Origin of the sequence: Streptomyces sp. NPDC001678 (assembly GCF_042892945.1) — a bacterium.
Lineage (GTDB): Bacteria > Actinomycetota > Actinomycetes > Streptomycetales > Streptomycetaceae > Streptomyces.
Genome location: NZ_JBIAUP010000008.1, coordinates 33,559 through 59,428 on the forward strand (window position 1 = coordinate 33,559; position 25,870 = coordinate 59,428).

The following is a 25,870-nucleotide window of genomic DNA, read 5'->3' on the forward strand; positions in this document are numbered from 1 at the left end:
CTTCGCGTGCTCCTTCGTCACTCGCGCGTCAGCGCAGGGCTTCGGCTCGTACTTTCAGGGCGGCGTTCATCAGCAGGAAGCCCTCCTCGATCCGCCAGATCATGCCGCCGGCGAAGGGCATCGTGAGGCCGCCGAAGTCCTCCCGCTGGCGGAGCCGCACACCGGTGGCGGTCTCCTCCAGGAGGAACTCGTGCCGGGCCCGGAAGACGGTGGCGTGCCGGATGATCCCGGACCACTGGAGGTGCCGGTTCTTCTCCACCACCGTGACCGTGGGGGTGTGGACCTCCTCCCGCGGCTTCGCGGGGCGCTGCATGCGCAGCCACAGCTGCTGACCGGCCTCGGCCTTGCCACGGGCCTCCAGGATGAAGGGATTCCACTCGCCGTAGCGGTCGAAATCCACGATGACGTCCCACACCGTTTCCAGGGGAGCGTCGATATTGACGAACGTCTCGATGGACCGCATGTCCTGTCCTGACTCCTGTTCGAAGGGATCGCCGACGGGCCGCCGGGGCGGCGCGGGAACCTACGCGGGGATGGCGTTGACGACGCCGCCGTCGACCAGGAGGTCGACGCCGTTGACGAAGGCCGCCGCGTCGGAGGCCAGGAAGGCGACGGTCGAGGCGACCTCCTCCGGGGTGCCGACCCGCTTCTGCACCGACTGGGCGGCGCTGTCCTCGCGCGCCTCGGTGGTGGGGACGGACTCGCGGAACATGTCGGTGTCGATGTAGCCGGGGCTGACCGAGTTGACCCGGATGCCCCGGTCGGCGAGGTCGCTGGCCAGCGTCTTGGCCAGGTTGGCGACCGCGGCCTTGGTCGCCGCGTAGAGGGAGCCGATGGCGAGGCCCCGGTGGAGGGTCCAGGAGGCGTTGATGACGATGGACCCACCGTCGCGGAGCAGCGGCAGGGAGCGCTGGATCGTGTAGAAGACGCCCTTGAAATTGGCGTCGACGACGTAGTCGACGTCCTCCTCGGTGAACTCCTCGATCCGCTTGAAGACCCCGACGCCCGCGTTGGCGAACACCACGTCGAGGTGGCCGAACCGCTCGCGCACCGCGTCCGTCAGTCGCGCCAGGTCGGCGGGCTTGGAGACGTCGGCGGCGACGGTCAGGAGGCGGTCTCCCCCGTCGAGCCGCTCGGCCGCGAGCTTGAGCCGGTCCTCGCTGCGCCCGGTGATGACGACCTCGGCGCCCTCGGCCAGGAGGAGCTGGGCGGTGGCGAAGCCCATGCCGGTGGCGCCGCCGGTGATCAGGGCGACCTTGCCGTTGAAGCGTGCCGCACCCGCAATGTTCAGCGTCATGAAATACCCGAATCGATCGATGGGGGATGAAATAAGTTCCACCCCGCGCGAGAAGCCACCTTCGGGGGTTGGGCGGCTTTCCGCGCGGGGCGGGGGGTTGATCACACCCACCATCGTGCGCGGTATTACCCGGACATGAGTAGAGCCAACTTATGGTGGTGTCATGACCACCACCCACACGACAGCAGCCGACCGGACGGAGCAGGTGCCTCAGAGGCGGGAGGAGCTGCGGGCGTTCCTGCGTTCGCGCCGTGCCAGGGTGCGGCCGGAGGACGTCGGTCTTCCGGGACGCGGACTGCGGCGTACGCCCGGTCTGCGCCGCGAGGAGGTCGCCACCCTCGCCGGTATAGGAGTCTCCTGGTACACCTGGCTCGAACAGGGGCGGACGATCAACGTCTCGGACTCAGTGGTCGAGTCGATCGGCCGTGTGCTGCGCCTGGACCACGCCGAGCGGGCCTATCTCTATCAACTGGTCGGGCTCAGGCCGCCGGAGGAGAAGATCCTCGAGAACTCCGCGCTCATGCACGAGCTGGAACGGCTGGTGGACGCCTGGTCCCCTTATCCCGCCTATGTTCTCGACCGTTGGTGGAATTTCGTCATCATCAACGAGTCGGCACAGGCGGTTTTCGGACTGCGGGGATACGGGCAGAACTGCCTGATCTCCTTCTTCACGGACGCCAAGTACCGGTCGTTCTTTGCGAACTGGGACACATTGGCGCCGCAGGTCGTGGCCGATTTCCGGGGGTCGGCCGCGGCCTATCCCGATGACGGCCGGTTCACTGCCATCGCGGCCGAGCTCAATGCCCGGAGCCCGGAGTTCGCGAAACTGTGGGACCAGCACGACGTGCGCAAGGAGTCGAACGGCACGAAGGCCGTGCTCCATCCGGTGCTCGGCGAGATGACCTTCGACCATCTGGTGCTCCACCCCTCCAGCCGGCACGACCTCCGGGTGACCGTGCACCTGCCCCGGGAGGGATTCGAGGCGAGGCGCCGGCTGGAGCGGCTGCTGGAGTCCCAGCCGGCGAGCTCTCTCAGATGTCTGTGAACCTCAGATGTTGGTGAACGCCAGCTTCGCGCCCAGGGCCACGAACGCCCCCGCGAAGGTGCGCCGCATCCAGGTCATGACCTGCGGGCGGGAGATCACATGGTCGCGGACCGAGGCCGCGAGGAGCCCGTAGCCGACGAAGATGACGAAGGTCATCAGCATGAAGACCGCGCTCAGCTCGATCATGCGCGGCACCGGGTGCGCTTCGTTCGTGCTGACGAACTGCGGGAGGAAGGCCAGGAAGAAGATGGTCAGCTTGGGGTTGAGGATGTTGAGCAGGACGCCCGTCCAGATCACCCGCACCGCGGACGGCGGCTCGCCCGCCTGCTCCTCCACGCTCAGGGTGCCCCGGTCGCGCCAGGTGTTCCAGGCGACGTAGAGCAGATAGGCGACGCCCAGGAACTTGAAGGTCTGGAAGGCCAGGGCGCTGGTGTGCATCAGGGCGGCCAGGCCCATGATGGTGGCCGCCATGTGAGGGACGATGCCCAGGGTGCATCCGAACGCGGCGACGATGCTCGGGCGGAAGCCGCGCGAAAGGCCGGTGGCCAGCGTGTAGAGAACGCCGGTGCCGGGTGAGGCGGTCACGATTAAGGACGTGACCAGGAATTCGATGCCCACGGGCCATACTCCTCTTGCTGCTGTCTGTGTCGAGTGACGATACGTTTCTACCGGGTCAGCAGGGCCCGCGTCGCCGTCTCGATGTCCGGATCGCGCATCAGGCTCTCGCCCACCAGGAAGGTGGAGATGCCCACTTGGGCGAGCCGGGCCAGGTCGGCGGGGGTGGACAGACCGCTCTCCCCCACGATCACCCGGTCCTTCGGCACCTTCGGTGCGAGGCGTTCGCTGGTGGCGAGCGTCGTCTCGAAGGTGTGGTGGTCACGGTTGTTGATGCCGAGGAGGCGGGAGCGCAGGCGGGTCGCCCGCTCCAGCTCCGTCTCGTCGTGCACCTCGACCAGGACGTCCATGCCGAGGTCGAACGCCGTGTCCTCCAGGTCCTTCGCCGCCGCGTCGTCGACCGCCGCCATGATGATCAGGATCGCGTCGGCGCCCCAGGCCCGCGCCTGGACGACCTGGTACGGGTCGTACATGAAGTCCTTGCGGAGCACCGGGAGTTCCGTCGCCTCGCGGGCCGCGACGAGGTGCTCCGGGCCGCCCTGGAAGGACGGGGTGTCGGTCAGCACCGACAGACAGGCCGCGCCCCCGGCCTCGTAGGCGCGGGCGATGAGCGGCGGGTCGAAGTCGGCGCGAATCAGGCCCTTGGACGGGCTCGCCTTCTTGATCTCGGCGAGCAGGGCGTACTCGCCCCGGGCCACGCGGTGTTCGACGGCGGCCAGGAAGCCGCGCGGGGCCGGGGCGGCGGCCGCCTCGCGTTCGAGGGACGAGAGGGGGCGGTCGCGCTTCGCCCCCGCGATTTCCTCACGCTTGGCCACTTCGATCCTTGAGAGGAAGCCTGGCATCCGATTAAGCCCCTTCGCTTCGGTGGGAATCATGTCGGTTGGATTCCGCTATCAGTCGTTCCAGCCTGCGGTGCGCTTCCCCGCCGTCGATCGACTCCGTGGCGAGCTCCATGCCGTCCTTCAGGTCCTTCGCCCGGCCGCCGACCACGAGTGCCGCCGCGGCGTTGAACGCCGCGATGTCGCGGTACGGCCCCTTCTCCCCCGTAAGGACGCCGCGCAGCGCCTCCGCGTTGGCCCGCGCGTCGCCGCCTTTGAGCGCCTGCGGGGCCACGCGCGGCAACCCCACGTCCTCCGGGCTCACCCGGAAGACCCGCACCGTGCCGTTCTCCAGCGAGGCGACGGTGGTGGGCCCGGTGGTGGTGATCTCGTCGAGGCCGTCCGAGCCGTGGACGACGAAGGCGCGCTCCGAGCCGAGTTCGCCCAGCACCCGCGCCAGCGGCTCGACCCACTCCTCGGCGAACACGCCGACCATCTGGCGCCGTACGCCCGCCGGGTTGGTCAGCGGCCCCATGAGGTTGAAGACGGTGCGGGTGCCGAGTTCGACGCGAGTGGGATGGACGTGCCCCGTCGCCGGGTGGTGGTCGGGGGCGAACATGAAGCCGATCCCGGCCGTGTCGATACAGCGCGCCACGTCCTCGGGCCGCAGGTCGATCCGGACGCCCAGCGCGCGCAGGACGTCCGCCGCGCCGCTGCGCGACGACAGCGCCCGGTTGCCCTGCTTGGCCACGGGTACGCCCGCCCCCGCGACGACGAGCGCCGCGCAGGTGGAGATGTTGTACGAGCCGGACGCGTCCCCGCCCGTGCCGAGCAGATCCATCGCCCCGGGCGGCGCCGCCACCCCGCGCATCCTCGCCCGCATGGCGATCACCCCGCCGGTGATCTCCTCCACGGTCTCGCCGCGCATCCGCATCGCCATCAGCAGCCCGCCCATCTGGGAGGGCGTCGCCCGGCCCGCCATCATCAGGTCGAAGGCGCGGGCCGATTCGTCACGGGTGAGGGTGGCGCCGGTCGCCACCTTGCGCACCAGGTCCTTGAACTCGTCGAACCGGGCGTCGTCAGAGCCGCTGTCCATGCCCCTGCCTCTCCTCCTGCCTCCACACGCCGCCGCTGCTCACCGGCAGCGACTGGTCCCAGTCGAGCTCGACGTTCTCCCGCCGGTACGGCGTCTCATCGGTGATCGCGGTGTCCAGGGTGCGGGCGAAGAGATGGCCGCTGTGAACGGCCGCCGCGATGATCCCCGGCCCCAGGCAGTCGCCCAGCCGGACGACGCGCCGGATGCCCGCCGCGCCCAGGGCGTCCTCGCCGTACGCGCGCAGCCCGGTGTACAGCTCGTCGCGCGGCACCATGCCGGTGACCAGGACGAGCGCGTCGGCGGTCACGACCGTTTCCCGGCCCGTGTAGACACAGGCCAGCGTGGCGGTACCGGGCTCGGCCCGCAGGAGCGCCGTCGAGGTGTGCACGGCCGCGCACTTCTCCATCACCCGCCGCTGGACGCGCTTCTGCTCCGCCGTGAGCTGCGTGAACGACGACACCAGGCTGTCGGGCGTGACGAACGTGACCTCGCAGCCGTGCTCGGCGAGACGTTCGGCGATCACTCCGCCCATGTAGTAGTGGTCGTCGTCGAAGACGACGACCCGGCCGGACGGCAACCGGCCGGCCATGATGTCGTCCGGCGTGAAGACGGGGGTCCCGGCCGGTATCTCCATGGGGAAGTGGTGGTAGCGGCCCACCCCGTCCGCCCGCCACGCGGCGCCGGTGGCGACGGCGACGAGCGAGCACTCGGCCTCCAGGGCCATCCCGGCGGTGATCTCGTTGTCCGGCAGCAGCTGGACGTTGGGCATCCGGCGCAGCTGCGTGAGCCGCCAGTCGCGTACCCGTGCCCACTCCCCCAGGCCCGGCAGCCGGCTCTCCAGGGTGACGCGGCCGCCGAGTTCGCGGCGGCGGTCGGCGAGCATCACGTCGTAGCCGCGCTGGCCCAGGGCGCGGGCGGCCTCCAGGCCGGCGGGGCCGGCGCCGACGACGAGGACGGTGTCGTCGGTGTCCTTGGGCGGGATGTACTCGGGGTGCCAGCCGCGCCGCCACTCCTCGCCCATGGTGGGGTTCTGGGTGCAGCGCATCGGCACGCTCGCCTTGTCGCCGGCGACGCAGATGTTGCAGCCGATGCACTCGCGGAGGTCGTCGAAGCGGCCTTCCTCGATCTTCCTCGGCAGGAAGGGGTCGGCGATGGAGGGGCGGGCCGCGCCGATCAGGTCGAGCGTGCCGCCCTTGATCATGGAGACCATGGTGTCGGGCGAGGTGAACCGGCCGACGCCGACGACCGGTTTGCTGGTGACGCTCTTGACGAACTTGACGTACTCCGCCTGGAAGCCCTCGTCGCTGAACCGGGACGTCTGGCCGTCGTTGTCGAAGTTGCTGAGGTTGACGTCCCAGAGGTCGGGGAGCTCGGCGAGCATCTCGACGACGTCGCGCCCTTCGTCCTCGGAGCCGATGCCGCGCGGCCCCATCAGCTCGTCGACGCCGAAGCGGACGGCGACGGCGCAGGTGTCGCCGACGGCCTCCTTGGCGTCCTCGATGAGCTCGCGCAGCAGCCGGGCGCGGTTCGCAAGGCTGCCGCCGTATTCGTCGGTGCGGTGGTTGTGGCGGCGGGAGAGGAAGTGGACGGGCAGCGTCATGTCGTGGCCCGCGTAGATGTAGACGATGTCGAAGCCCGCGCGCTTGGCGTTGAGCGCGGCCGTGCGGTGCCAGCGGCGGACGGCGCGGATGTCGTCCTTGTCCATGGCCCGGGCGGTGATGGGGAGGTTGCCCCGGACGGCCTTCAGGCTCGGGGCGATCGGTATCGTCCGGCTCTCCAGATTGCCGACGTAGGAGCCGTTGTGGGCGAGTTCGACGCCGGCGAGGGCGCCGTGCCGGTGGATCTCGTCGGTGGCCCGGGAGAGATAGGGCAGGTCCTTCTCGTCCCAGATCCTGATCTCCCGCTGGTGGTTGCCGGAGTGGTGGACGTCGCACTGCTCGGTGACGACGACGCCCCAGCCCCCCTCGGCCTTCACGCCGCGCATCGCGGCCATCGAGCTGGGGAAGGCCCGGCCCATGCCGTTGCAGTGGGGCACCTGGTAGAAGCGGTTCTTCGCGGTGACCGGGCCGATCCGTACGGGTTCGAAGAGGATGTCGTAGCGGGCGGGACGGTGAGGCATGTACGTCTCCATGCGGGGCGTCGTGGGACGGGGCGGTCATGCCGGGCGGCCCGGTCATGGCGCTGACCGGGCCGCCCGTCCGTGCCTCAGGCCGTGCCGGAAGGATTCAGCGGTGGCCGGGAGCCGAAGATCGCGCTGCCCACCCGCACATGCGTGGCGCCGTACTCGACGGCCGTCGCGAAGTCCGTGCTCATGCCCATGGAGAGCAGGTCCAGGCCGTTGTGGGCCGCGATCTCCGTCAGCATCGTGAAGTGCGGCTCCGGCGGCTCATCAGCCGGCGGGATGCACATCAGCCCCACGACGTCCAGGCCGTGGGTCTCCCGGCAGTCCGTCAGGAAGGCGTCCGCGTCGTCCGGCAGCACACCGGCCTTCTGCGGCTCCTTGCCCGTGTTGACCTGGACGAACAGCCGGGGCTTACGGTCCTGCCGGGCGCACTCGCGCGCCAGCGCCGCGGCGAGGCCGGGCCGGTCGACGGAGTGGATGACGTCGAAGAGCGCCACCGCCTCCCGGGCCTTGTTGCTCTGGAGCGGCCCTATCAGGTGCAGTTCGAGGTCCGGACATCGGCTCCGGAGCTCCGGCCACTTGGCCTTGGCCTCCTGGACCCGGTTCTCGCCGTAGACCAGGTGGCCGGCCTCGACGGTCCGCTCCAGGATCTCCGGGGGCACGGTCTTGGACGCGGCGACGAGCGTCACGGAGCCGGGCTCGCGGCCCGCTCGCGCGCAGGCCTCGGCGACGGCCCGTCGTACGTTCTCGAGTCCGGTGGTGGGGTCGGGGGTGGGGTCGGGGGTCGGATTCATGCTGTCTCCTCATCTCCTCGCGCGGAATCCCCTCGCTCGGAATCCCCTCGCGCGTACGAGAACTCCAGCCGGCGATCCGTGGTGTCGATCGGCCGGGCGGCCACGATCCGCACCCCGGCCTCCGGCAGCCCCGCCGTCAGCTCCCGCTCCAGCGCCGCGAGGTCCTCGGCGGCCGTGGGGTGGAGCGCCTCCGCCACGATGAGCGCGCGGTCCGTCTCCTTGGAGACGACGGACAGGGCGCTCTGGCGGAAGGTCCAGCGCCGGGAGTGGGCGTGGCCCGCCACGTCGGTGAAGACGATCTCCTCGGGGGCGGGGTGCTCGGTCTCGCCCTGGAAGGTCCGGTGGACCTCCGAGCCGTCGGCGTGGCGGACCGTGATGCCGTCCGTGACCTTGTCGCAGTCGAAGACGGCGATGGGGATGGCGAAGGCCATGGAGACGACGTTGAGGTAGTCGACCAGCGGGTGGAAGCCCGGCAGGTTCCGCTCCTTGCGGTAGCGCCGGAGCAGTGCCTCCGAGGCGCACCGGTACTGGGTCGGCTTGAGCCCCATCTTCGAGAACGCCTCGCGCCAGGCGGCGATCTCCGGCATCGCGGACTCGCTCGCCGCGGCCAGCCGCTCCTCGACGCGCGCGGTGAGCGCCTCCCGGCGCTCCCGGCCGCTCTCGTGGCCGCTCGTCATCCCGAGGACGCCGTCGACGGCCAGGGTGACCGCGCGCAGGCGCGGGTGGGCGTTCCAGACCGGATCGGCATGCGTGAAGTACATGGTTCTGTCCCTGCTCGCTGTACGGGTGGACCGGTGGGGCCGGAGGGCGGCGCCGCCGGTGGTCGCCGTCCGGGGACGGCGCCGCCGGCCGGCGCCCCGCGGGTGGTGCCCGCTACGGGTAGAACCGCTTCCGGTCCCACTCGCCTTCCGGCTTCTCCCTCGTGAATACCAGCCGGTCGTGCAGCCTGAACGGTTTTTCGGTCCAGAACTCCACGTAGACGGGCCGGACCCGGTAGCCGAGCCAGTGCGGCGGGCGCGGTACCTCGCCCTCGCCGAAGCGGGCGGTCTCGCGGGCCACGGCGGCCTCCAGCTCGGTGCGGTCGGCCAGCGGCCGGGACTGGAGGCTGGCCCAGGCGCCGATGCGGCTGTCCCGGGCGCGGGACGCGAAGTAGGCGTCGGCCTCGGCGTCGGTGACCTGCTCGACCGGGCCCCGGAAGCGCACCTGGCGGCGCAGGGACTTCCAGTGGAGGGCGCCGGCGGCCCGCATGTTGCCGGCGAGCTCCCTGCCCTTCTGGGACCTGCTGTTGGTGTAGAAGACGAACCCGTCGGCGTCGAACCCCTTGAGCAGCACGATACGGACGTCGGGCAGTCCGTCGGCGTCGGTGGTGGCGATCGACATGGCGTTGGGGTCGTTGACCTCGCTGGCCTCGGCGTCCCGGAACCACTCACGGAACAGCTCGATGGGGGCGTTCACTTCGTGCACGGAACTCACTCCTCGACTCAATTCCTCGCGGAGAACGCGCGTCAGAGCTTCACGGCCTGCTTCTCGTCGAGCAGATGGCGCCACTTGTCGAGGTCGCCACCGCGGGCGGTGATCAGGTGCGGCGTTCCGGCGGTGTCCACGAGGACTTCCGCCGCCGGCGGGATGTTGAGGAATTCCATGTGTTGCGTGGCACAGTAGGCGCCGACGTCGAGGATCAGCATGTGGCTGCGGGCGTCGACGCCCTCGGGCACCCGGTACTCGCCGGGCAGGATGTAGTCGTGGCGCAGGATGCTGCGGCCGCGCAGCGCCGCGTCGACACCGCCGGTGCCCGCGGGGATCTCCTTCATGTCCCCGTCGAGGAAGACCACGTTGTGGCGGCGGTCGCGGAGCTGGGCCGAGGGCATCAGCATCCGGGAGCCGTCGGTGACGACGAGGCTGCCGACGGAGTTGGTGATGACGTTGCGCTCCACGCTGAGCAGGAGGGCTCCGGTGTCGGCCAGCACGTCCCGGGCCGGCTCGAAGAGGAACTTCACGTCCTCCGGGATGCCCATCCGGTCGGCGCTCGCCCGCAGCGCCTTGAAGTACTGGCCCCAGTCGAAGTGCTTCTCCGTCTCGTCCCACTTCTCGTAGACGAAGCCGTGGCCGCCCGCGAAGTTGATGGAGTGGGCCTTGGGGAAGTGGGTCTGGAAGATGGTGAACATCGTCTCGATGATGCCGACCATGTCATCGAGGGAGTTGCCGCTTCCGCAGTAGACCTCGAGGCAGTCGAGGTCGCGCCCGTGCCGTTCCAGCAGGTCCGAGAGGTCCTTGAGCTCGCTGAGCTTGATGCCGGGCTTACCGGACTCGAGGCTGTCGATCCGGACGCTGATCGAGGGGGCGTCGTTGCGCAGCGAGTGGGAGACCTCGTCCAGGCTGGAGAGGAAGGTGGGGTAGCCCGCCCGGTCCCAGAAGCTGATCTCGTCGTCGGAGACATGGCCCGGGGAGACGATGAACTTGTCGAAGCCGAACTTCGTGAGGAGCTCGTACTCGCTCGGCAGCTGGAGCAGGACGCCCACGCCCAGGTCCTGGAAGGGCCGCAGGACATGGGGGTTGGAGTTGGGGAAGAAGGGGACGTAGAGCTCGACGCGGGAGCCGATACCGGCCGCCTCGGCGGCGCTCTGTATGCGTCCTATGTTCTTGACGATCTGTGCTTCGCTGTAGAGGAAGACCGGTGTCCCCACTTGTTCGGCGATCGGTCGCAGATCGACCTCGCCGAGCCAGGTACCGGTCAACCTACAGTCGCTCTGACAGTCGTTCGCGGACATGTCGCCGCCTCACTCTCTGGATACCGAAGTTCCTGACCGACGCTCTTGCCGTACACGGACGTGCGAAGTGCAAGGTGGTGCGAGGTTCTCGGGTGCTGGAGATGGTGAGCTTCCGGTTCGCGGACAGGCCGGAACCGCGCGGCGCGTCGAGGGCGCCGCGATCCACTGGAGGGTTGTCAGGGGAATATGCCAGGACAGACGTTCGACGGCCGCGCTGGCGTTCGAAGTCTACACGCGTGGGCCGGAGTTGGCCCTGGACCGACGGCCGAAATCATTCCACCGAGCGGGTGACCTGCATGAACTCCCTGATCAAATACGGGTCCTTTACCCCGCGCCGCACTTCCACGCCGCTGGAGACGTCCACGCCCCAGGGGGCCGTGGTGCGGATGGCGTCCGCCACGTTCCCGGGGTTCAGCCCCCCGGCGAGGATCCAGCGGCCCGCCGGCGGGGTGAAGCTCCCGGCGGACCAGTCCCACGGCTCACCGGAGCCGGGGGCCGGGGCGTCGAGCAGGAGGAGGTCCTCCCCCAGCTCGCCGGGGACCGGCGGCGCGCCGTGGCAGGAGGTGGCGCGGATCAGCGTCCAGCCGTCGGGCCGCAGCTCCGCGTAGTGCGCGGGCCCCTCGCCGCCGTGGAGCTGTACGGCCCGGACGCCCGAGGCCCGCGCCAGCGCGCGCACCTCGGCCACGGGCTGGCCGCGGAAGACTCCGACGGTCAGAACGTGCCCGGGCACCCGCTCGGCCAGCGCGCGGGCGAGCGCGGGGTCCACCGTGCGGGGGCCGCCCGGCGCGAAGACGAAGCCGATCGCGTCGGCCCCGGCCTCGACGGCCGTGTCCACGTCCTCGGCCGTGCGCAGACCGCAGATCTTGACGAACAGCGGCGTGCGCGACGCCTCCGACGCGCTCGAACCGTTCACGCCAGTCACGCTGAACCTCTCCCATCGCCGGACCACCCGCGAACGTACAGCACCCCACGCCCGGTGCACAGGGCCGGACGCCTCCTTGCCCTGGGGGACTCCAGTGGCGTCACCGGCCGGTGAAGAGGTTGCGCACCCGGCGCCGGGTGCGGCGCCGGGACCCGTAGTCGTCCTCGTCGCTCCCGTTGTCGTCGTCGTCCGGGCCGTGCAGCACGGTCCAGCTGACGGCGGAGACGGCGGGCTCAAGCGAGAGCCTGCTGACGGCCTCCTCCAGGAGGCTGTCGTCCCGGCGCTCGGTGCTGATCTCGGCCGCGACCGTCACCTTCCCCGCCGTCTCCGCGTCCCGGCTGTGCACCGAGCGCAGCGTGAAGCCGGGCCGGGTCACGGCCTGGACGACGAGCGTCCGCACGTGCGCCTCCTCGGGCTCGGTGCAGACCACCTCGAAGTGGTAGTCGGTGACCACCTCGGCCCCGCCGTACGCCCCCCGGTCCAGCCCCCGGGCGAGCGGGCGCAGCAGGGTGTTGGCGCCCACCACCCCGACCGTGCCGAGGGCGGCGAGGACGTACAGCCCGGTGCCGGCGAGAGCGCCGACGGCGGCCGAACACCACAGCGTGGCAGCGGTGTTGAGGCCGCGCACACTCAGCCCGTCGCGCATGATGACACCCGCGCCGAGGAAGCCGATGCCGGAGACGATCTGCGCGGCGACGCGTGAGCCGTCGTAGCCGGTGGTGCTGGTGGCGCTGCTGAAACCGTAGGTGGAGAGCAGGACGAAGAGGGCGGATCCGGCGGCGACGAGCGCGTTGGTGCGCAGCCCCGCCATTCTGGCCCGCCACTGCCGCTCCAGCCCGATGATCGCACCGAAGCCCAGTCCGGCTCCGATGTTGGCCGCGAGCTGCCACTCGTGAACCATGGCCATGATCCGCCCCTCCTGTGTCCGTTGTGTCGATCTCTTGTCGGCCCTCTTATCGGCTGCTCACAGCCAGGTGTTGAACCGGCGGATGTACCAGGTCTTCACCCCCTGGGTCAGCAGGCAGTAGGCGAGCAGGGTGCCGGCGAGCCACGGGAAGTACGTCAGGGGCAGCGCCTGCATCCCGAGCACCCCGGCGAGCGGGGAGAACGGCACCCAGACGCCGAACGCCATGACCAGCGCGGTCATCACCAGCACGGGCGCGGTGGCCCGGGACCGCACGAAGGGGATCTTCCGGGTGCGCAGCATGTGGACGACCAGGGTCTGGGTCAGCAGGCCCTCGACGAACCAGCCGGACTGGAAGAGCGCCTGGTGCGCCTCGCTGTTCGCCCCGAAGACGTGCCACATCAGCAGGTAGGTGGTGATGTCGAAGACCGAGCTGGTGGGCCCGAGGACGAGCATGAAGCGGCCGATGCCCTTGGCGTCCCACTTGCGCGGCTCGCGCAGGTACTCCTTGTCCATCCGGTCCCAGGGCGTGGCCAGCTGCGAGATGTCGTAGGCGAGGTTCTGCACGAGCAGCTGCATGGCCAGCATCGGCTGGAAGGGGATGAAGGCGGAGGCGACCAGGACGGAGAAGACGTTCCCGAAGTTCGAGGAGGCCGTCATCTTGATGTACTTGATGGTGTTGCCGAAGGTCTGCCGACCCTGGAGGACACCCTGCTCCAGGACCATGAGGTCCTTCTCCAGCAGGATGATGTCGGCGGACTCCTTGGCGATGTCGACGGCCGTGTCGACGGAGATGCCGACGTCGGCGTCGCGCAGCGCGGCGGCGTCGTTGATGCCGTCGCCGAGGAAGCCGACGGTGTGCCCCTCGGCCTGGAGGGCACGGACGATCCGGGCCTTCTGCACGGGGTTCGCCTTGGCGAAGACGGTGGTCGTGGCCGTCAGCTCGCGCAGCGCGGCGTCGTCCAGCTCGTCGATCTCCGTTCCGGTGACGACGCGGCCGACGTCGATGCCGACGTCCGCGCAGACCCGGGCGGCGACCAGCTCGTTGTCGCCGGTGACGACCTTGACCGCGATGCCGTTGTCGGCGAGCGCCTGAAGGGCGCGGGCGGCGTCCTTCTTCGGCGGGTCGAGGAAGGCGAGGAAGCCGATGAGGGTGAGCTCCGCCTCGTCGGCGACGGTGTACGTCTCGCGCTCGGCGGGCGTCGTACGGGTCGCGACGGCGAGGACGCGCAGGCCGAGCCGGTTGTTGGCCTCGGCGGTCAGGGCCGCCTCACGGCGCAGCGCGTCGGTGAGGGGGACGCGGACGCCGCGGTCGGTGATGTGGGTGCAGAGGGCGAGGACCTCCTCGACGGCGCCTTTGGTGATGAGGACGTGTTCCGCGGCAGGACCATTGAGATCGTTCCGGGCGAGGACGACCGACATCCGCCGGCGGGCGAAGTCGAAGGGGATCTCGTCGACCATCGTGAAACGGGCGTCGACGACAACCTCCTCGGCTTCGAGCACACGGTCGATGACGGCCTGGTCCAGCAGATTGCGCAGCCCGGTCTGGAAGTGGCTGTTGAGGTAGGCGTATTCGAGTACCTCGCTGTCCTCGCCGCCCCGGACGTCGAGGTAGCGGTCGAGGACGATGCGGTCCTCGGTGAGGGTGCCGGTCTTGTCCGTGCAGAGCACGTCCATGGCGCCGAGGTTCTGGATGGCGTTGAGGCGCTTGACGACGACCTTGCGGCGGGACATGGTGACCGCGCCGCGCGCCAGGTTGGTGGTGACGACCATCGGCAGCATCTCGGGGGTGAGGCCGACGGCCACGGCGATCGCGAAGGTGAAGGCCTCGGCCCAGTCGCCCTTGGTGAAGCCGTTGATCGCGAAGACGAGCGGGACCATGACGAGCATGAAGCGGATCAGCAGGTAGCTGACCTTCTTCACCCCCGTGTCGAAGCTGGTCTCGGGCCGCTCGCCGACGAGGGAGCCGGCCATCGAGCCGAAGTAGGTGTCCGAGCCGGTGGCCACGACCACACCGGTGGCGGTGCCGGAGGTGACGGAGGTGCCCATGAGGGCGAGGTTGTCGGCCTCGACGGGGTCGGGTGTCGTGGACTGTCCGTAGTCGTGCGTACGCGTGTCGGCCTTCGGGGTGGGCAGCGACTCCCCGGAGAGCGCGGCCTGGCTGATCATGAGGTCCTTGGCCGTGAGCAGCCGCAGATCGGCGGGGACGAGATCGCCGGCGGCGAGCCGGACGACGTCGCCCTTGACGACCCGGTCCATGGGGATCTCGACGGTGGCGGGCGCCTGGTCCCGCCCTGCCCGGCGCTGGACGGCAGTGGTGGTGGTGACCAGCGCGCGCAGCGCGGCGGCGGAGGCGGCGGACCGGTACTCCTGCCAGAACCGCAGCAGGCAGCTGATCAGCACCATCGCGCCGAGGATGGGGATCTTGGGGTCGAAGGGCTCCTCGTCGGCGACCTGGAGCCACTGGGCGTACATGATCACGACGAGGGCGGTGAGGATCAGGATGAACGGGTTCCAGAAGGCCCTGGCCAGCTGGGCGTACCAGCGGGGGCCCCGGTCGTGGGCGACGACGTTGGCGCCGTCGCGCTCCAGACGCTCCCCGGCCTCGTCCTGCCGCAGCCCCTGCGGGGTGGCGCGGACGTCCTGGAGCACCTGGGCCCCGGGCAGGGCGCTGTACCGGGCGAGCCGCTCGGCGACGGCACGGGTCCCGGCCTCGAGCTCGGCGGCCTTCCGCTCCCGGCGGGTACGGCCCGGCGGTGCGAGCTTCTGGGGGGTGAGGGTGGTGTTGGTCATGGCGGAACCTCTCTCCGGGCATGACGGCATGGCGGCGGGGCGCGGAGCCGTGCCGTCGCACGGAAAAGTGGGCGTGAAGATATGACGGCCTGACGCGCTTCAGACAGCGCGAAGCACCCGTGTTCGCGGGTTCAGGCAAAGAAAACGGCCGACAACGGCCTACTGGAGAAAGGGGAATCACACGCGACAGCGAACAGACCGTGGGCGGTCTGTCACCGAGGGGCGAACGGCCGACGTGTCAGCGGAAATACGGCGTCAGCGGGCCGCGCGCGGGAGAGGTGCGCTGTGGCGAGGACTTCCCTCGGGACTCCGACTGGTCATCCCGATCACCTCCTCGCTCGTACGGACAGCGCAGGTACCGCCGACGTACACGCCGAAGCGGGCCGGAACGGCACCTTCGGCACCCAGCATGCCACAGGTGCCACGGGGGGCCACCCGTTCGGGGTAATGATCCCGCAAAGCGCTGCGGTGCCGTTTTCGACGGCCGGCGGCGCGAGCAGCCCGTACGTGCCGGGCGGGTCGACGTGGTGCGTCGGGGGTACGCCGAGGTCGTCGTACCGGACCTCTCCGCCCACGAGGACATCGTCCGCCTGGTCACGAACGGTCATCACGACGGGCGGGCCGGCGCAGTCCAACAACGCTCACGATGACGCCCGGCACGGCCAGCACGAGCGCGAGGATCACGTCGCCCACGCCCAGCCCGCCCACGAGGGACGTGTCCGCGAGCACGACGAACGGTCCGGTCAGCAGCAGCCAGGCGCCGCCGAAGAAGGCCAGGAACCGCCGGCGGGACCCGGCCGCCGCGCATATCGCCACCCCGGCCAGGAGCCAGGAACCGGCCAGGCGCCACAGCAGCGAACTCCCTGCGGACGGCAGGTAGTCGGTGGCGTGGCCCCGGACCTCCACGCGGGTCACGGTGCCGTGCCACAGGCGGACGTCGGCCGGGGTGCCGCGCCGCGCGGCGTCGTACGTGTCGCCGTCCACCGTCAGCCAGACGGTGTCCCGCCCGTAGCGGACGCGGAGCCGTTGTTCCTCGGGCGGGCAGCCGTCGCCGGGGCAGCCCCTGGTGCCCATGCCGACGACCTCGCCCTTCACCTGCTCGAAGCAGTCGGCCCCGGCACTCGCCGGGTGACCGTCGGCGGGGCACGGTGACGCCCGTTCGTACGCCGCCCGGCCCCGGTACGCGTCCTCCACCCACGACGGGACGTGGACGAGACCGATAACGGCAGCCGCAAGCACCACCACCCGCACGCACACCTGGGCCCATCTGGGCATCGCCGCACTCCCTCCCCCGTACCGCCGATCGCACGAAGCGCTCAGCGTAGGAGAACGGCCCGGCCCGTGTCCCACCCGTCGTGATGGATCGAAACCTCCCCGTCCGCCAGCGGAATTCCCGATCCCCCGCGCCGCAGCGCGATGATTTCCGCTGCGATGGAGAGGGCCGTCTCCTCCGACGTCCGGGCGCCGAGGTCGAGGCCGATCGGGGAGCGCAGCCGGGACAGTTCGCCGTCCGTCAGTCCCGCTTCGCGCAGCCGCGCCAGCCGCGCCTCGTGCGTACGGCGCGAGCCCATCGCGCCCACGTACGCGACCGGCAGGCGCAACGCCCGTTCCAGCAGCGGGACGTCGAACTTCGCGTCGTGCGTGAGGACGCAGACGACCGTACGGGCGTCGACCGTCGTCCGGTCGAGGTAGCGGTGGGGCCAGTCGACGGCCACCTCGTCGGCCTCCGGGAAGCGCGCCCGCGTCGCGAAGACGGGGCGGGCGTCGCACACCGTCACGTGGTAGCCGAGGAACTTGCCCGCCCGCACCAGCGCCGCCGCGAAGTCGATCGCCCCGAAGACGAGCATCCGGGGCGGCGGCACACTGCACTCGACCAAGAGCCGCACCGGCTCCCCGCAGCGCGAGCCGTCCGCGCCGACGTCGACCGGGGCCGTACGGCCCGCGTCCAGCAGGGCCAGCGCCTCCCGGGCCGCCGTCGCGTCCAGCGCGGGGCCGCCGCCCAAGCCGCCCTCGACCGTGCCGTCGGGCCGTACGAGCAGGGCGCGGCCCGGTGTTCCGGGCGGGCCCGTCACCACCCGGGCCAGCGCCAGCGCCTCGCCGCGCGCGGCGGCGGACATCGCCGAGGCCGACGTCCCGTCCCGCCGTACCGGGGTCACCAGCACGTCGATCTCGCCGCCGCACATCAGGCCGACGGCGAAAGCGTCCTCGTCCGAGTAGCCGAATCGTTCCAGCACCGGCTCCCCCGTACGCAGCGCCTCGCGGCACAGCTCGTACACCGCGCCCTCCACGCATCCTCCGGATACCGAGCCGACGGCCGTGCCCTCGCTGTCGACGGCGAGGGCCGCGCCCGGTGGGCGGGGCGCGCTGCCCCGGACGGCCACCACCGTGGCCACCGCGAAGTCACGGCCCTCCGCGCACCACCGGTGCAACTCCGAGGCGATGTCCAGCACGACAGAACCCCCTACTTCACGCCCAGCCACTGCTCGATCGGGTGCAGGGCGAAGTAGCCCGCGAAGACCAGGGTCAGCACCCACATGAAGAGGCCCGGCTCGCGCCAGCGGCCCTGCCCGGCCTTGATGACGGTGTAGGCGATGACGCCGCCGCCGACGCCCACGGTGATGGAGTACGTGAACGGCATCAGCACCACCGTCAGGAACACCGGGATGGAGACGGCCCGGTCCGTCCAGTCGATGTGGCGGGCGTGGCTCATCATCATCGCGCCGATGACGACCAGCGCCGCCGCGGCGATCTCGCCGGGGACGATCCTGGTCAGGGGCGTGAAGAACAGGCACGCCGTGAAGAACAGCCCGGTGACGACGGACGACAGGCCCGTACGGGCGCCCTCGCCCACGCCCGTCGCCGACTCGACGAAGACCGTCTGGCCCGAGGCCCCGGCCACCCCGCCGATCGCGCCGCCCGCGCCGTCGACGAGCAGCGCCCGGCTCAGGCCGGGCATCCGGCCGCGCTCGTCGGCGAGTCCGGCCTCGGTGCCCACGCCGATGATCGTGGCCATGGCGTCGAAGAACCCGGCCAGGACGAGAGTGAAGACGATCATGCCGACGGTCACCCCGCCGACCTTCCCCCAGCCGCCGAACTCGACCTGGCCGAAGAGGGAGAAGTCGGGCATGGAGACGGCGCCGCCGGTGAGTTTCGGGGCACCGTTCTGCCAGGTGCGGGGGCCGAGGCCGAAGGCCGCGTTCACGACGACGGCGAGCACGGTGCCGGCGACGATGCCGATGAGGATCGCGCCGGGCACGTCCCGCGCCTGGAGCATGAAGATCAGCAGCAGGGTGACGCAGAAGAGCAGCACCGGCCAGCCGGCCAGCTCGCCCGCCGGCCCGAGGGTGACCGGTCCCCCGGACTTCGCGGCGTGCACGAAGCCCGCCTTGACCAGGCCGATCAGGGCGATGAACATGCCGATGCCCATGGTGATGGCGTGCTTGAGCTCCAGCGGGATGGCGTTCATGACGCGTTCGCGCAGCCCAGTGAGGACGAGGGCCATGATGACGACGCCGTAGAGGACGCACATGCCCATGGCCTGCGGCCAGGTCAGCTGGGGCGCGACCTGGGTGGAGAGCACCCCGGAGACCCCGAGGCCCGCCGCGAGCGCCAGCGGAACCCTGCCGATCAGGCCCATCAACAGGGTGGACAGCGCTGCCGCGAAGGCCGTCGCCGTGATCAGGCCCGTCCGGGCGAGGGTGTGCCGCTCGGCGTCCGGGCCGGACAGGATCAGGGGGTTGAGCAGGAGGATGTAGCTCATCGCCATGAACGTGGTGACGCCGCCGCGCACTTCGCGACCGAGCGTCGAACCGCGTTCGGAGATGTGGAAGTAGCGGTCGAGCGGGGACCGTCCGGCGGGCGGACGCGAGCCCGCGCCCGCGTCCTCCGCCGTGGTCCCGGGCCGCACGGATGCATGGGTCATGGTGCCTGCTCCAGTCCAGATTCCGGTGGGGGCTGCACGACCCGGGGGACGGCCCGAGACGACAAGGGGAAATCAGGTGCCTGTCAGGTGTTCCGGGCGGACCGGGACCCGGGCGAGGGCCAGGCCCGTGGCCTGCCGGATCGCCGCCACCACGGCCGGCGTCGAGGAGAGGGTGGGGGCCTCCCCCACTCCGCGCAGACCGTACGGGGCGTGGTCGTCGGCGAGTTCGAGGACGTCGACCGGGATGGCGGGCGTGTCGAGGATGGTGGGGATGAGGTAGTCGGTGAAGGAGGGGTTGCGGACCTTCGCGGTCGCCGGGTCGACGACGATCTCCTCCATGACCGCGAGGCCCAGCCCCTGTGTCGTACCGCCCTGGATCTGGCCGGTGACGGACAGCGGGTTGAGCGCCTTGCCGACGTCCTGGGCGCACGCCAGCTCCACGACCTTGACCAGGCCCAGCTCGGTGTCGACCTCCACGACCGCCCGGTGGGCGGCGAAGGAGTACTGGACGTGCCCGAAGCCCTGCCCGGTGCGCCGGTCGAAGGGCTGGGTGGGGCGGTGCCGCCACTCCTCCTCGGCCTCGACGACCTCGCCCTCCAGGACGTCCACGAGCGTGGCCAGGACCTCGCCGCCGTCGGTGACCACCTTGCCGTCCTCCAGCAGGAGTTCGGCGGTGGCCCACGCGGGGTGGTAGGTGCCGAAGCGGGCCCGGGCCAGCTCCAGGACCTTCTCCCGCACCAGCTCGCAGGCGTGCTTGACCGCGCCGCCGGTGACGTACGTCTGCCGGGAGGCGGAGGTGGAGCCGGCGGAGCCGACGCGGGTGTCGGCGGGATGGATCGTCACCCGGGCGACGCCGAGCTCGGTCCGGGCTATCTGGGCGTGCACGGTGACCCCGCCCTGGCCCACCTCGGCCATCGCGGTGTGCACGGTGGCCACGGCCTCGCCGCCCACCACCTCCAGCCGGACGCGGGCGGTGGAGTAGTCGTCGAAGCCCTCGGAGAAGCCGACGTTCTTGATGCCGACCGCGTAGCCGACGCCCCGGACGACCGATTCGCCGTGGGTGGTGTTGGACAGGCCGCCCGGCAGCGCCCGGACGTCCGGGTCGCCGCCCGCCGACTCCCACTGCCGGGCCGGCGGCAGCGGCATCGCCTTGACGCGCCGCAGCAGTTCGGCGACGGGCGCGGGCGAGTCGACGACCTGGCCGGTCGGCATCACCGCCCCCTGCGCCATGGCGTTGCGGCGGCGGAATTCGACCGGGTCCATGCCGAGCGCGGCCGCGAGCTTGTCCATCTGCGCCTCGTAGGCGAAGCACGCCTGGACCGCGCCGAAGCCGCGCATCGCCCCGCAGGGCGGGTTGTTGGTGTAGAGGGCGAGGGCCTCGACGTCGACGTGCTCGACGACGTACGGGCCCACGGCCAGGGAGGCGGCGTTGCCGACGACGGCCGGGGAGGACGAGGCGTAGGCGCCGCCGTCCAGCACGATGCGGGCGGTGACGTAGACGAGGTCGCCGTCGCGGGTCGCCCCGTGCTCGTAGCGGAGCCTGGCGGGGTGGCGGTGGACGTGGCCGAAGAAGGACTCGAAGCGGTTGTAGACCATCTTCACGGGCCGGCCGGTACGCAGCGCGAGCAGGCAGGCGTGGGCCTGCATGGACAGGTCCTCGCGGCCGCCGAAGGCGCCGCCGACGCCGGAGAGCGTCATGCGGACCTTGTCCTCGGGCAGGCCGAGGACGGGGGCGATCTGGCGGAGGTCGGCGTGGAGCCACTGGGTGGCGATGTAGAGGTCGACGCCGCCGTCCTCGGCGGGGACGGCGAGCCCCGACTCGGGGCCGAGGAACGCCTGGTCCTGCATGCCGACTTCGTACTCGCCGGTGACGACGACGTCGGCGCGGTCCTTCACGGCGGACACGTCGCCGCGCACGATCGGCTGGCGGTGGACGATGTTGGGGTGGGGGACGTGGGGGGCGTGGTCGTCGGTGCGGCCGGGGTGGAGGACGGGGGCGCCGGGGGCGGTGGCGCTCGTCTCGTCGGTGACGACGGGCAGGGTCTCGTAGTCGACGTGGATCTTCGCGGCGGCGCGGCGGGCGGTCTCGGGGTGGTCGGCGGCGACGAGCGCCACGGGCTCGCCGTGGTGGCGGACGACGCCGTCGGCGAGGACGGGGGTGTCCTTGATCTCCAGCCCGTAGCGGGTGGCGGCGGGCAGGTCGGCGTGGGTGAGGACGGCGTGGACGCCCGGGGTGGCGAGGGCCTCGGCGACGTCGAGGGAACGGATGCGGGCGTGGGCGTGGGGACTGCGCAGCGTCACGCCCCAGAGCATGTCCTCGTGCCACAGGTCGGAGGCGTAGGCGAATTCGCCGGTGACCTTGAGGGTGCCGTCGAGGCGGAGGGCGGACTCGCCGATGCCGCCCTTGGTGGCGCCGGTCTGGTCGCCGGTCTGGGTGAGTCCGGTGGGGGTCGGCTCGCGCATCGGGTCAGCCCTCCGCCGCGGTGCGGGCCGCCGCGAGGCGGACGGCGTCGAGGATCTTCTCGTATCCGGTGCAGCGGCACAGATTGCCCGAGAGGGCCTCGCGGATGTCGGCGTCGGAGGGGTCGGGCCGGTGTGCGAGCAGGTCGTCGGCGGCGACGAGGAGTCCGGGGGTGCAGAATCCGCACTGGACGGCGCCTGTGTCGACGAACGCCCGCTGGACGACGGAGAGTTCGCCGCTGTCGGGGTCGGCGAGGCCCTCGACGGTCTCGACGTCCCGGCCCTCGGCCTGGCCCGCCGCCACGAGGCAGGCGCACACGGGGACGCCGTCCAGGCGCACCGTACAGGAGCCGCATTCGCCTTGTTCGCAGGCGTTCTTGGAGCCCGCGAGGCCGAGCCGCTCGCGCAGCACGTACAGCAGGGACTCGCCCTCCCAGACGTCGTCGGCCTGCTGGGTGCGTCCGTTGACCGTGAACGTCACGCGCATCGCGCTTCTCCCTCCGCCGTTGTGTACGCGTCCCACACCCAGCCGAGGGTGCGGCGGGCCATGACGCCGACCGCGTGGCGGCGGTAGCGGGCGCTGCCGCGCACGTCGTCGATCGGGTTGCAGGCGCCCGAGCACAGCTCGGCGAACTGCCGTACGGCGGACGGGGCGATGGGGCGCCCCGACTCCCAGAGGCCGTCCTCCTCCAGGACCGCGGCGAGGAAGTCCTCGGCGGCCCGCGCGCGCACCGGGGTGGGCGCGGCCGAGCCGATGCCGGTGCGGACCGTGCGGCTCCCGGGGTGGAGGGCGATGCCGAAGGCGCAGACGGCGATGACCATGGCGTTGCGCGTGCCTACCTTGGAGAACTGCTGCGGCCCGGTGGCCTTGCGGACGCGGACGGCGCGGATGAGCTCGTCCGGGGCGAGGGCGTTGCGTTTGACGCCGGTGTAGAACTCCTCGACCGGTATCAGCCGGGTGCCGCGCACCGACTCGGCCTCCACCCGGGCCCCCGCGGCGAGCAGCGGGGGGTGGCTGTCGCCGGCCGGGGACGCGGCGCCGAGGTTGCCGCCGACGCTGCCCCGGTTGCGGATCTGCGGGGAGCCCACGGTGTGGGCGGCGAGGGCGAGGCCGGGCAGCGGTGTGCGGAGCTCTTCGAGGATGCGGGTGTACGGGACGGCGGCGCCGAGGCGGATGTCGGGGCCGTCCTCGTCCCATTCGTGGAGTTCACCGATGCGGGTGAGATCCAGGAGGTGTGCCGGACGGCGGTGGTCGAAGTTGATCTCGACCATCACATCCGTACCGCCCGCGATGGGCACGGCCGTGGGGTGCTCGGCCTTGGCGGCCAGCGCTTCCTCCCAGGCGGCGGGGCGCAGGAATTCCATGGGCGGTCTCTTCTCGAGGGGGGCTGCTGGTCCTGTGTGATGTCCTGTTCACGCGGCGCACCGCCAGTACAGCGACGCGTGACCGGCGCGGTGCAGTCACCGAAAACATGAAGCTGGTTGGCTGGCCAGGGCCCCAGTCTTGTAGATTCGAACGAAAGACGGGATGCAGAAACCTCACTGCATTCCACGGGTTACCTGAGGACAGATCGGCGGCGACGAGGATGCGGCTGCGCGCACTGCTGGAGACGGACGCGCTGGGCCTTCGGCTGCTCGGCGGCGAGGACGAGCTGGACCGCACCGTACGCGGCGTGATGACCACCGACCTGCGCGACCCGAGCCGCTATCTGTCGGGCGGCGAGCTGGTGCTGACCGGCCTGGCCTGGCGGCGCGACCCGGAGGATTCCGAGCGGTTCGTACGGATCCTCACGGCGGCGGGCGTGGCCGGGCTGGCGGCGGGCGAGGCGGAGATCGCCTCGACCCCCGACGATCTGATCGCGGCCTGCGCCCGGCACCGGATGCCGCTGTTCTCCGTCGACGAGACGGTCTCCTTCGCCTCGATCACCGAGCACGTCGTCCGGCAGGTCTCCAGCGAGCGCGCCGGGGACCTGGCGGCCGTCGTGGACCGCCACCGGCGGCTGATGACGGGCGGCCCGGCGGGCGGCGGCCCCGAGGTCGTCCTGGATCTGCTCGGCACCGACCTGGACCTGCGTGCCTGGGTGCTCTCCCCCACCGGTCGCCGGATCGCCGGCTCCTCGCTGGCGGACGCGGGTCCCGGCCTGTCCGCCGAGACGGGCGCGGCCCTCGCGGGCGAGCACCTGGCCGCCTCGCGCACCGGCCGGCGCGGCCCCCACCGGGTGACCGCCGGCGGCAGCACGTACTCGCTGTTCCCCGTGGGCGGCACCGCCCGCGCGGCGTCGGCGGCCGACGTGCGCGAGACGGTCCTGTCGGACTGGCTGCTGGCCGTCGAGGCCGACGCGGGCGACTGGCCGGCGGAGCGCCTGGACCTGCTGCACGGGGTCACCCAGCTGATCGCCGTCGAGCGGGACCGCCGCGACGCGGCCCGCACGGTGCGCCGCCGGCTCGCCCAGGAGGTGCTGGAGCTGGTCCAGGCGGGCGCCGCGCCCGCCGAGATCGCGGCCCGGCTGCGGGTGGCGGCCCCGGTGCTGCTGCCCGGCCTGGGCACCGCCCCGCACTGGCAGGTCGTCGTGGCCCGGGTGGAGTGGGAGGGCGGCGACGTCCCCGGCGGCCCGGTGGCGCAGGCGCTGCTGGAGGAGGTCCTGGTCGACCAGGACAGCACCGGCCCCGAGCCCACCGACCGGATCGCCGTCGCCCACACGGGCGATGAGGCCGTCGCGCTGGTGCCGCTGCCCGCCGTGGTCACCGGGCCCGACGAGCCGCTGACCGGCGCGGGCCTCCACGCCGACGCGCTGCTCGCCGCCGTCCGCGAGCCGCTGGAGCGCGGGCTCGACGGCGACGGGCGCCTCACCTTCGGCGTCAGCGCCGCCGTGCACTCCGCGGAGGGGCTGCGCGGCGCCCTGGAGGAGGCCCGGCACGCCCGCCGCGTCGCCGCCGCGCGCCCGGGCCGGGTGTGCGCCGCCGGCCACCAGGAGCTGGCCTCGCACGTCCTGCTGCTGCCCTTCGTCCCGGACGACGTGCGCCGCGCCTTCACGGCCCGGCTGCTGGACCCCCTGCGCGACTACGACCGGCGCCACCGCGCCGAGCTCATCCCCACGCTGGAGGCCTTCCTCGACTGCGACGGCTCCTGGACGCGCTGCGCGACGCGACTGCACCTGCACGTGAACACGCTGCGGTACCGGGTGGGGCGCATCGAGCAGCTGACGGGGCGCGATCTGTCCCGGCTGGAGGACAAGCTGGACTTCTTCCTGGCACTGCGCATGAGCTGAGAACCCCTGCGTCCCTCCCGGTGACCAGATGAGCGGAATCCTGCTCATGAAGCCGATCATCCTTGGGTAGCCTTCGCCCCGGAGTTTGTGAATTGGTTCACACCTGACCCTTGGCCGCGCGCGGTTCGCCGTGCTGTGATCGAGGCAGGCTTCCAGCTCGACGGCGCGCTTGGGGAGGGCACTGTGGCGGAGACCGCCATGCGGAATTCTGGGTTGTCGGAGCCACACGTCCCGGGGGACGGCCCCCTCGAACACGCCGTCTGGCGGCTGCGGTCGCGGGCCTGCTGGGAGGACGCCGCCGCACTGCTCGCCCCCCGCGCCACGACCGAGCCGGGGGCCGCGCTGCGGCGGACGGCGGTGCTGATCGAACGGTGCGTGTTCACGGCGGAGGGCTGGGCCCCGGCGGAGGCCGCGCTCCGCGAGGCGGAGGCCCTCGCCACGGACGACGAGGCGCGCGGCGCGGCCGCGTGCGAACGGGGCCACCTCGCCTACGCGTCGACCCTGCTGGGCGTACGGGACCGGGCCGACGAGGCACGGTCCGCGCTGGGCCGGGCGGCGGCCCTGCTGGCCCCGCACTCGCCGACCCGTCCGCTGCTGGACTTCCGCCGCGGCCTGATCGCCCAGCACCTGTCCGGCAACCCCTCCGACGCCACGGCCGTCTTCCAGCGCGCGCACACGGGGGCCGCGGCGCACGGGCAGCGACTGCTGCTGTCCTTCACCTGGCGCCACGTGGCGGCGATGGCCGAGCACGACGGCGACCTCCCGGCGGCGCGCCACGGCTTCGCGGAGTCGCTGCGCATCCGCGAGGAGCTCGGCTACCTCGTCGGCATCGCCCCCGCCCTGGCCTCCCTCGCGGCGGTCGTCGCCGACCCGGAGGAGGCGGAGCGGCTCCGGGAGGAGGCGCGACGACTGGTGCGGCTGCTGGGGGGCGTGCCGGGGTGGCTGGCGGAACAGCTCCGCCACTGACGGCCGCGCCTCGGGCCCCACTGCCGAGCAGACTTCGCGGGCTGCGGACTCGATCCGCGCACGGATCACGTCGGCGATC

General features: G+C 71.7%; 22 protein-coding genes. 3 read left to right on the plus strand and 19 right to left on the minus strand.

From position 1 onward, the window contains the following. Positions 1-28: 28 nt before the first annotated feature. Both ACFYZR_RS18395 and ACFYZR_RS18400 read right to left on the minus strand, forming a co-directional pair. On the minus strand, positions 29-463 hold the full coding sequence (locus ACFYZR_RS18395; protein WP_391911403.1) for an SRPBCC family protein: 435 nt from the start codon (positions 461-463) through the stop codon (positions 29-31). Positions 464-523: 60 nt separating this feature from the next. Continuing rightward, a complete protein-coding gene (locus ACFYZR_RS18400; protein ID WP_391911405.1) occupies positions 524-1,297 on the minus strand; it encodes an SDR family NAD(P)-dependent oxidoreductase in 774 nt (257 codons plus the stop codon). 163 nt (positions 1,298-1,460) lie between these two features. Here ACFYZR_RS18400 and ACFYZR_RS18405 point away from each other — a divergent pair, with 163 nt between their 5' ends. After that, positions 1,461-2,342 carry a helix-turn-helix transcriptional regulator gene (locus ACFYZR_RS18405; RefSeq protein WP_391911407.1) on the plus strand — a complete coding sequence of 294 codons (882 nt, stop codon included), beginning with the start codon at positions 1,461-1,463 and terminating at the stop codon, positions 2,340-2,342. A gap of 3 nt (positions 2,343-2,345) precedes the next feature. On the opposite strand, the gene ACFYZR_RS18410 is transcribed toward ACFYZR_RS18405, so the two are convergent. From ACFYZR_RS18410 to ACFYZR_RS18490, 17 genes are all read right to left on the minus strand, one after another. Next, entirely contained in the window at positions 2,346-2,960 is a 615-nt protein-coding gene (locus ACFYZR_RS18410) for a LysE family translocator (RefSeq protein ID WP_391911409.1), read from the minus strand. A 47-nt stretch (positions 2,961-3,007) separates the two neighbouring features. Next, a complete protein-coding gene (trpC, locus tag ACFYZR_RS18415; protein ID WP_391911411.1) occupies positions 3,008-3,832 on the minus strand; it encodes an indole-3-glycerol phosphate synthase TrpC in 825 nt (274 codons plus the stop codon). After that, on the minus strand, positions 3,804-4,871 hold the full coding sequence (gene trpD / locus ACFYZR_RS18420; RefSeq protein ID WP_391911413.1) for an anthranilate phosphoribosyltransferase: 1,068 nt from the start codon (positions 4,869-4,871) through the stop codon (positions 3,804-3,806). The genes trpC and trpD overlap by 29 nt, the downstream gene beginning before the upstream one ends. Then, positions 4,855-6,990 (minus strand): FAD-dependent oxidoreductase, encoded by a 2,136-nt coding sequence (locus tag ACFYZR_RS18425; protein WP_391911415.1) that lies wholly within the window; start codon positions 6,988-6,990, stop codon positions 4,855-4,857. Before ACFYZR_RS18425 ends, trpD begins: the two co-directional genes overlap by 17 nt. Positions 6,991-7,076: 86 nt before the next feature. After that, positions 7,077-7,787: a YggS family pyridoxal phosphate-dependent enzyme gene (locus tag ACFYZR_RS18430; RefSeq protein WP_391911417.1), complete on the minus strand. Its 711-nt coding sequence runs from the start codon at positions 7,785-7,787 to the stop codon at positions 7,077-7,079. Further along, positions 7,784-8,548, minus strand: a complete 765-nt coding sequence (locus ACFYZR_RS18435) for a B3/4 domain-containing protein (protein WP_391911419.1) — start codon at positions 8,546-8,548, stop codon at positions 7,784-7,786. The genes ACFYZR_RS18430 and ACFYZR_RS18435 overlap by 4 nt, the downstream gene beginning before the upstream one ends. Before the next feature lie 112 nt (positions 8,549-8,660). Further along, positions 8,661-9,335 (minus strand): pyridoxamine 5'-phosphate oxidase, encoded by a 675-nt coding sequence (gene pdxH, locus ACFYZR_RS18440; RefSeq protein ID WP_391911421.1) that lies wholly within the window; start codon positions 9,333-9,335, stop codon positions 8,661-8,663. Continuing rightward, positions 9,293-10,522: a hypothetical protein gene (locus tag ACFYZR_RS18445; protein WP_391911422.1), complete on the minus strand. Its 1,230-nt coding sequence runs from the start codon at positions 10,520-10,522 to the stop codon at positions 9,293-9,295. Before ACFYZR_RS18445 ends, pdxH begins: the two co-directional genes overlap by 43 nt. 304 nt (positions 10,523-10,826) lie before the next feature. Beyond that, positions 10,827-11,468, minus strand: coding sequence for a phosphoribosylanthranilate isomerase (locus tag ACFYZR_RS18450; RefSeq protein ID WP_391911423.1), 642 nt, complete (start codon positions 11,466-11,468; stop codon positions 10,827-10,829). A 109-nt stretch (positions 11,469-11,577) separates the two neighbouring features. Beyond that, on the minus strand, positions 11,578-12,384 hold the full coding sequence (locus ACFYZR_RS18455; protein WP_391911424.1) for an MgtC/SapB family protein: 807 nt from the start codon (positions 12,382-12,384) through the stop codon (positions 11,578-11,580). Positions 12,385-12,441: 57 nt separating this feature from the next. Further along, a complete protein-coding gene (gene mgtA / locus ACFYZR_RS18460; protein ID WP_391911426.1) occupies positions 12,442-15,174 on the minus strand; it encodes a magnesium-translocating P-type ATPase in 2,733 nt (910 codons plus the stop codon). Positions 15,175-15,768: 594 nt separating this feature from the next. Then, positions 15,769-16,449 (minus strand): hypothetical protein, encoded by a 681-nt coding sequence (locus tag ACFYZR_RS18465; RefSeq protein ID WP_391911428.1) that lies wholly within the window; start codon positions 16,447-16,449, stop codon positions 15,769-15,771. Between the two features lie 41 nt (positions 16,450-16,490). Beyond that, positions 16,491-17,624, minus strand: coding sequence for an XdhC family protein (locus ACFYZR_RS18470; protein ID WP_391911430.1), 1,134 nt, complete (start codon positions 17,622-17,624; stop codon positions 16,491-16,493). Between the two features lie 11 nt (positions 17,625-17,635). Then, positions 17,636-19,096 carry an NCS2 family permease gene (locus tag ACFYZR_RS18475; RefSeq protein ID WP_391911432.1) on the minus strand — a complete coding sequence of 487 codons (1,461 nt, stop codon included), beginning with the start codon at positions 19,094-19,096 and terminating at the stop codon, positions 17,636-17,638. Positions 19,097-19,168: 72 nt separating this feature from the next. Continuing rightward, positions 19,169-21,559 (minus strand): xanthine dehydrogenase subunit D, encoded by a 2,391-nt coding sequence (gene pucD / locus ACFYZR_RS18480; RefSeq protein WP_391911434.1) that lies wholly within the window; start codon positions 21,557-21,559, stop codon positions 19,169-19,171. 4 nt (positions 21,560-21,563) lie between these two features. Beyond that, on the minus strand, positions 21,564-22,043 hold the full coding sequence (locus ACFYZR_RS18485; RefSeq protein ID WP_391911436.1) for a (2Fe-2S)-binding protein: 480 nt from the start codon (positions 22,041-22,043) through the stop codon (positions 21,564-21,566). Next, entirely contained in the window at positions 22,034-22,921 is an 888-nt protein-coding gene (locus tag ACFYZR_RS18490; RefSeq protein ID WP_391911438.1) for an FAD binding domain-containing protein, read from the minus strand. Before ACFYZR_RS18490 ends, ACFYZR_RS18485 begins: the two co-directional genes overlap by 10 nt. A 221-nt stretch (positions 22,922-23,142) precedes the next feature. On the opposite strand from ACFYZR_RS18490, the gene ACFYZR_RS18495 reads away from it, so the two are divergent. Both ACFYZR_RS18495 and ACFYZR_RS18500 read left to right on the plus strand, forming a co-directional pair. Then, positions 23,143-24,825 carry a PucR family transcriptional regulator gene (locus ACFYZR_RS18495; protein ID WP_391911440.1) on the plus strand — a complete coding sequence of 561 codons (1,683 nt, stop codon included), beginning with the start codon at positions 23,143-23,145 and terminating at the stop codon, positions 24,823-24,825. A 198-nt stretch (positions 24,826-25,023) separates the two neighbouring features. Continuing rightward, positions 25,024-25,791 (plus strand): hypothetical protein, encoded by a 768-nt coding sequence (locus ACFYZR_RS18500; RefSeq protein WP_391911442.1) that lies wholly within the window; start codon positions 25,024-25,026, stop codon positions 25,789-25,791. Positions 25,792-25,870: the final 79 nt, after the last annotated feature.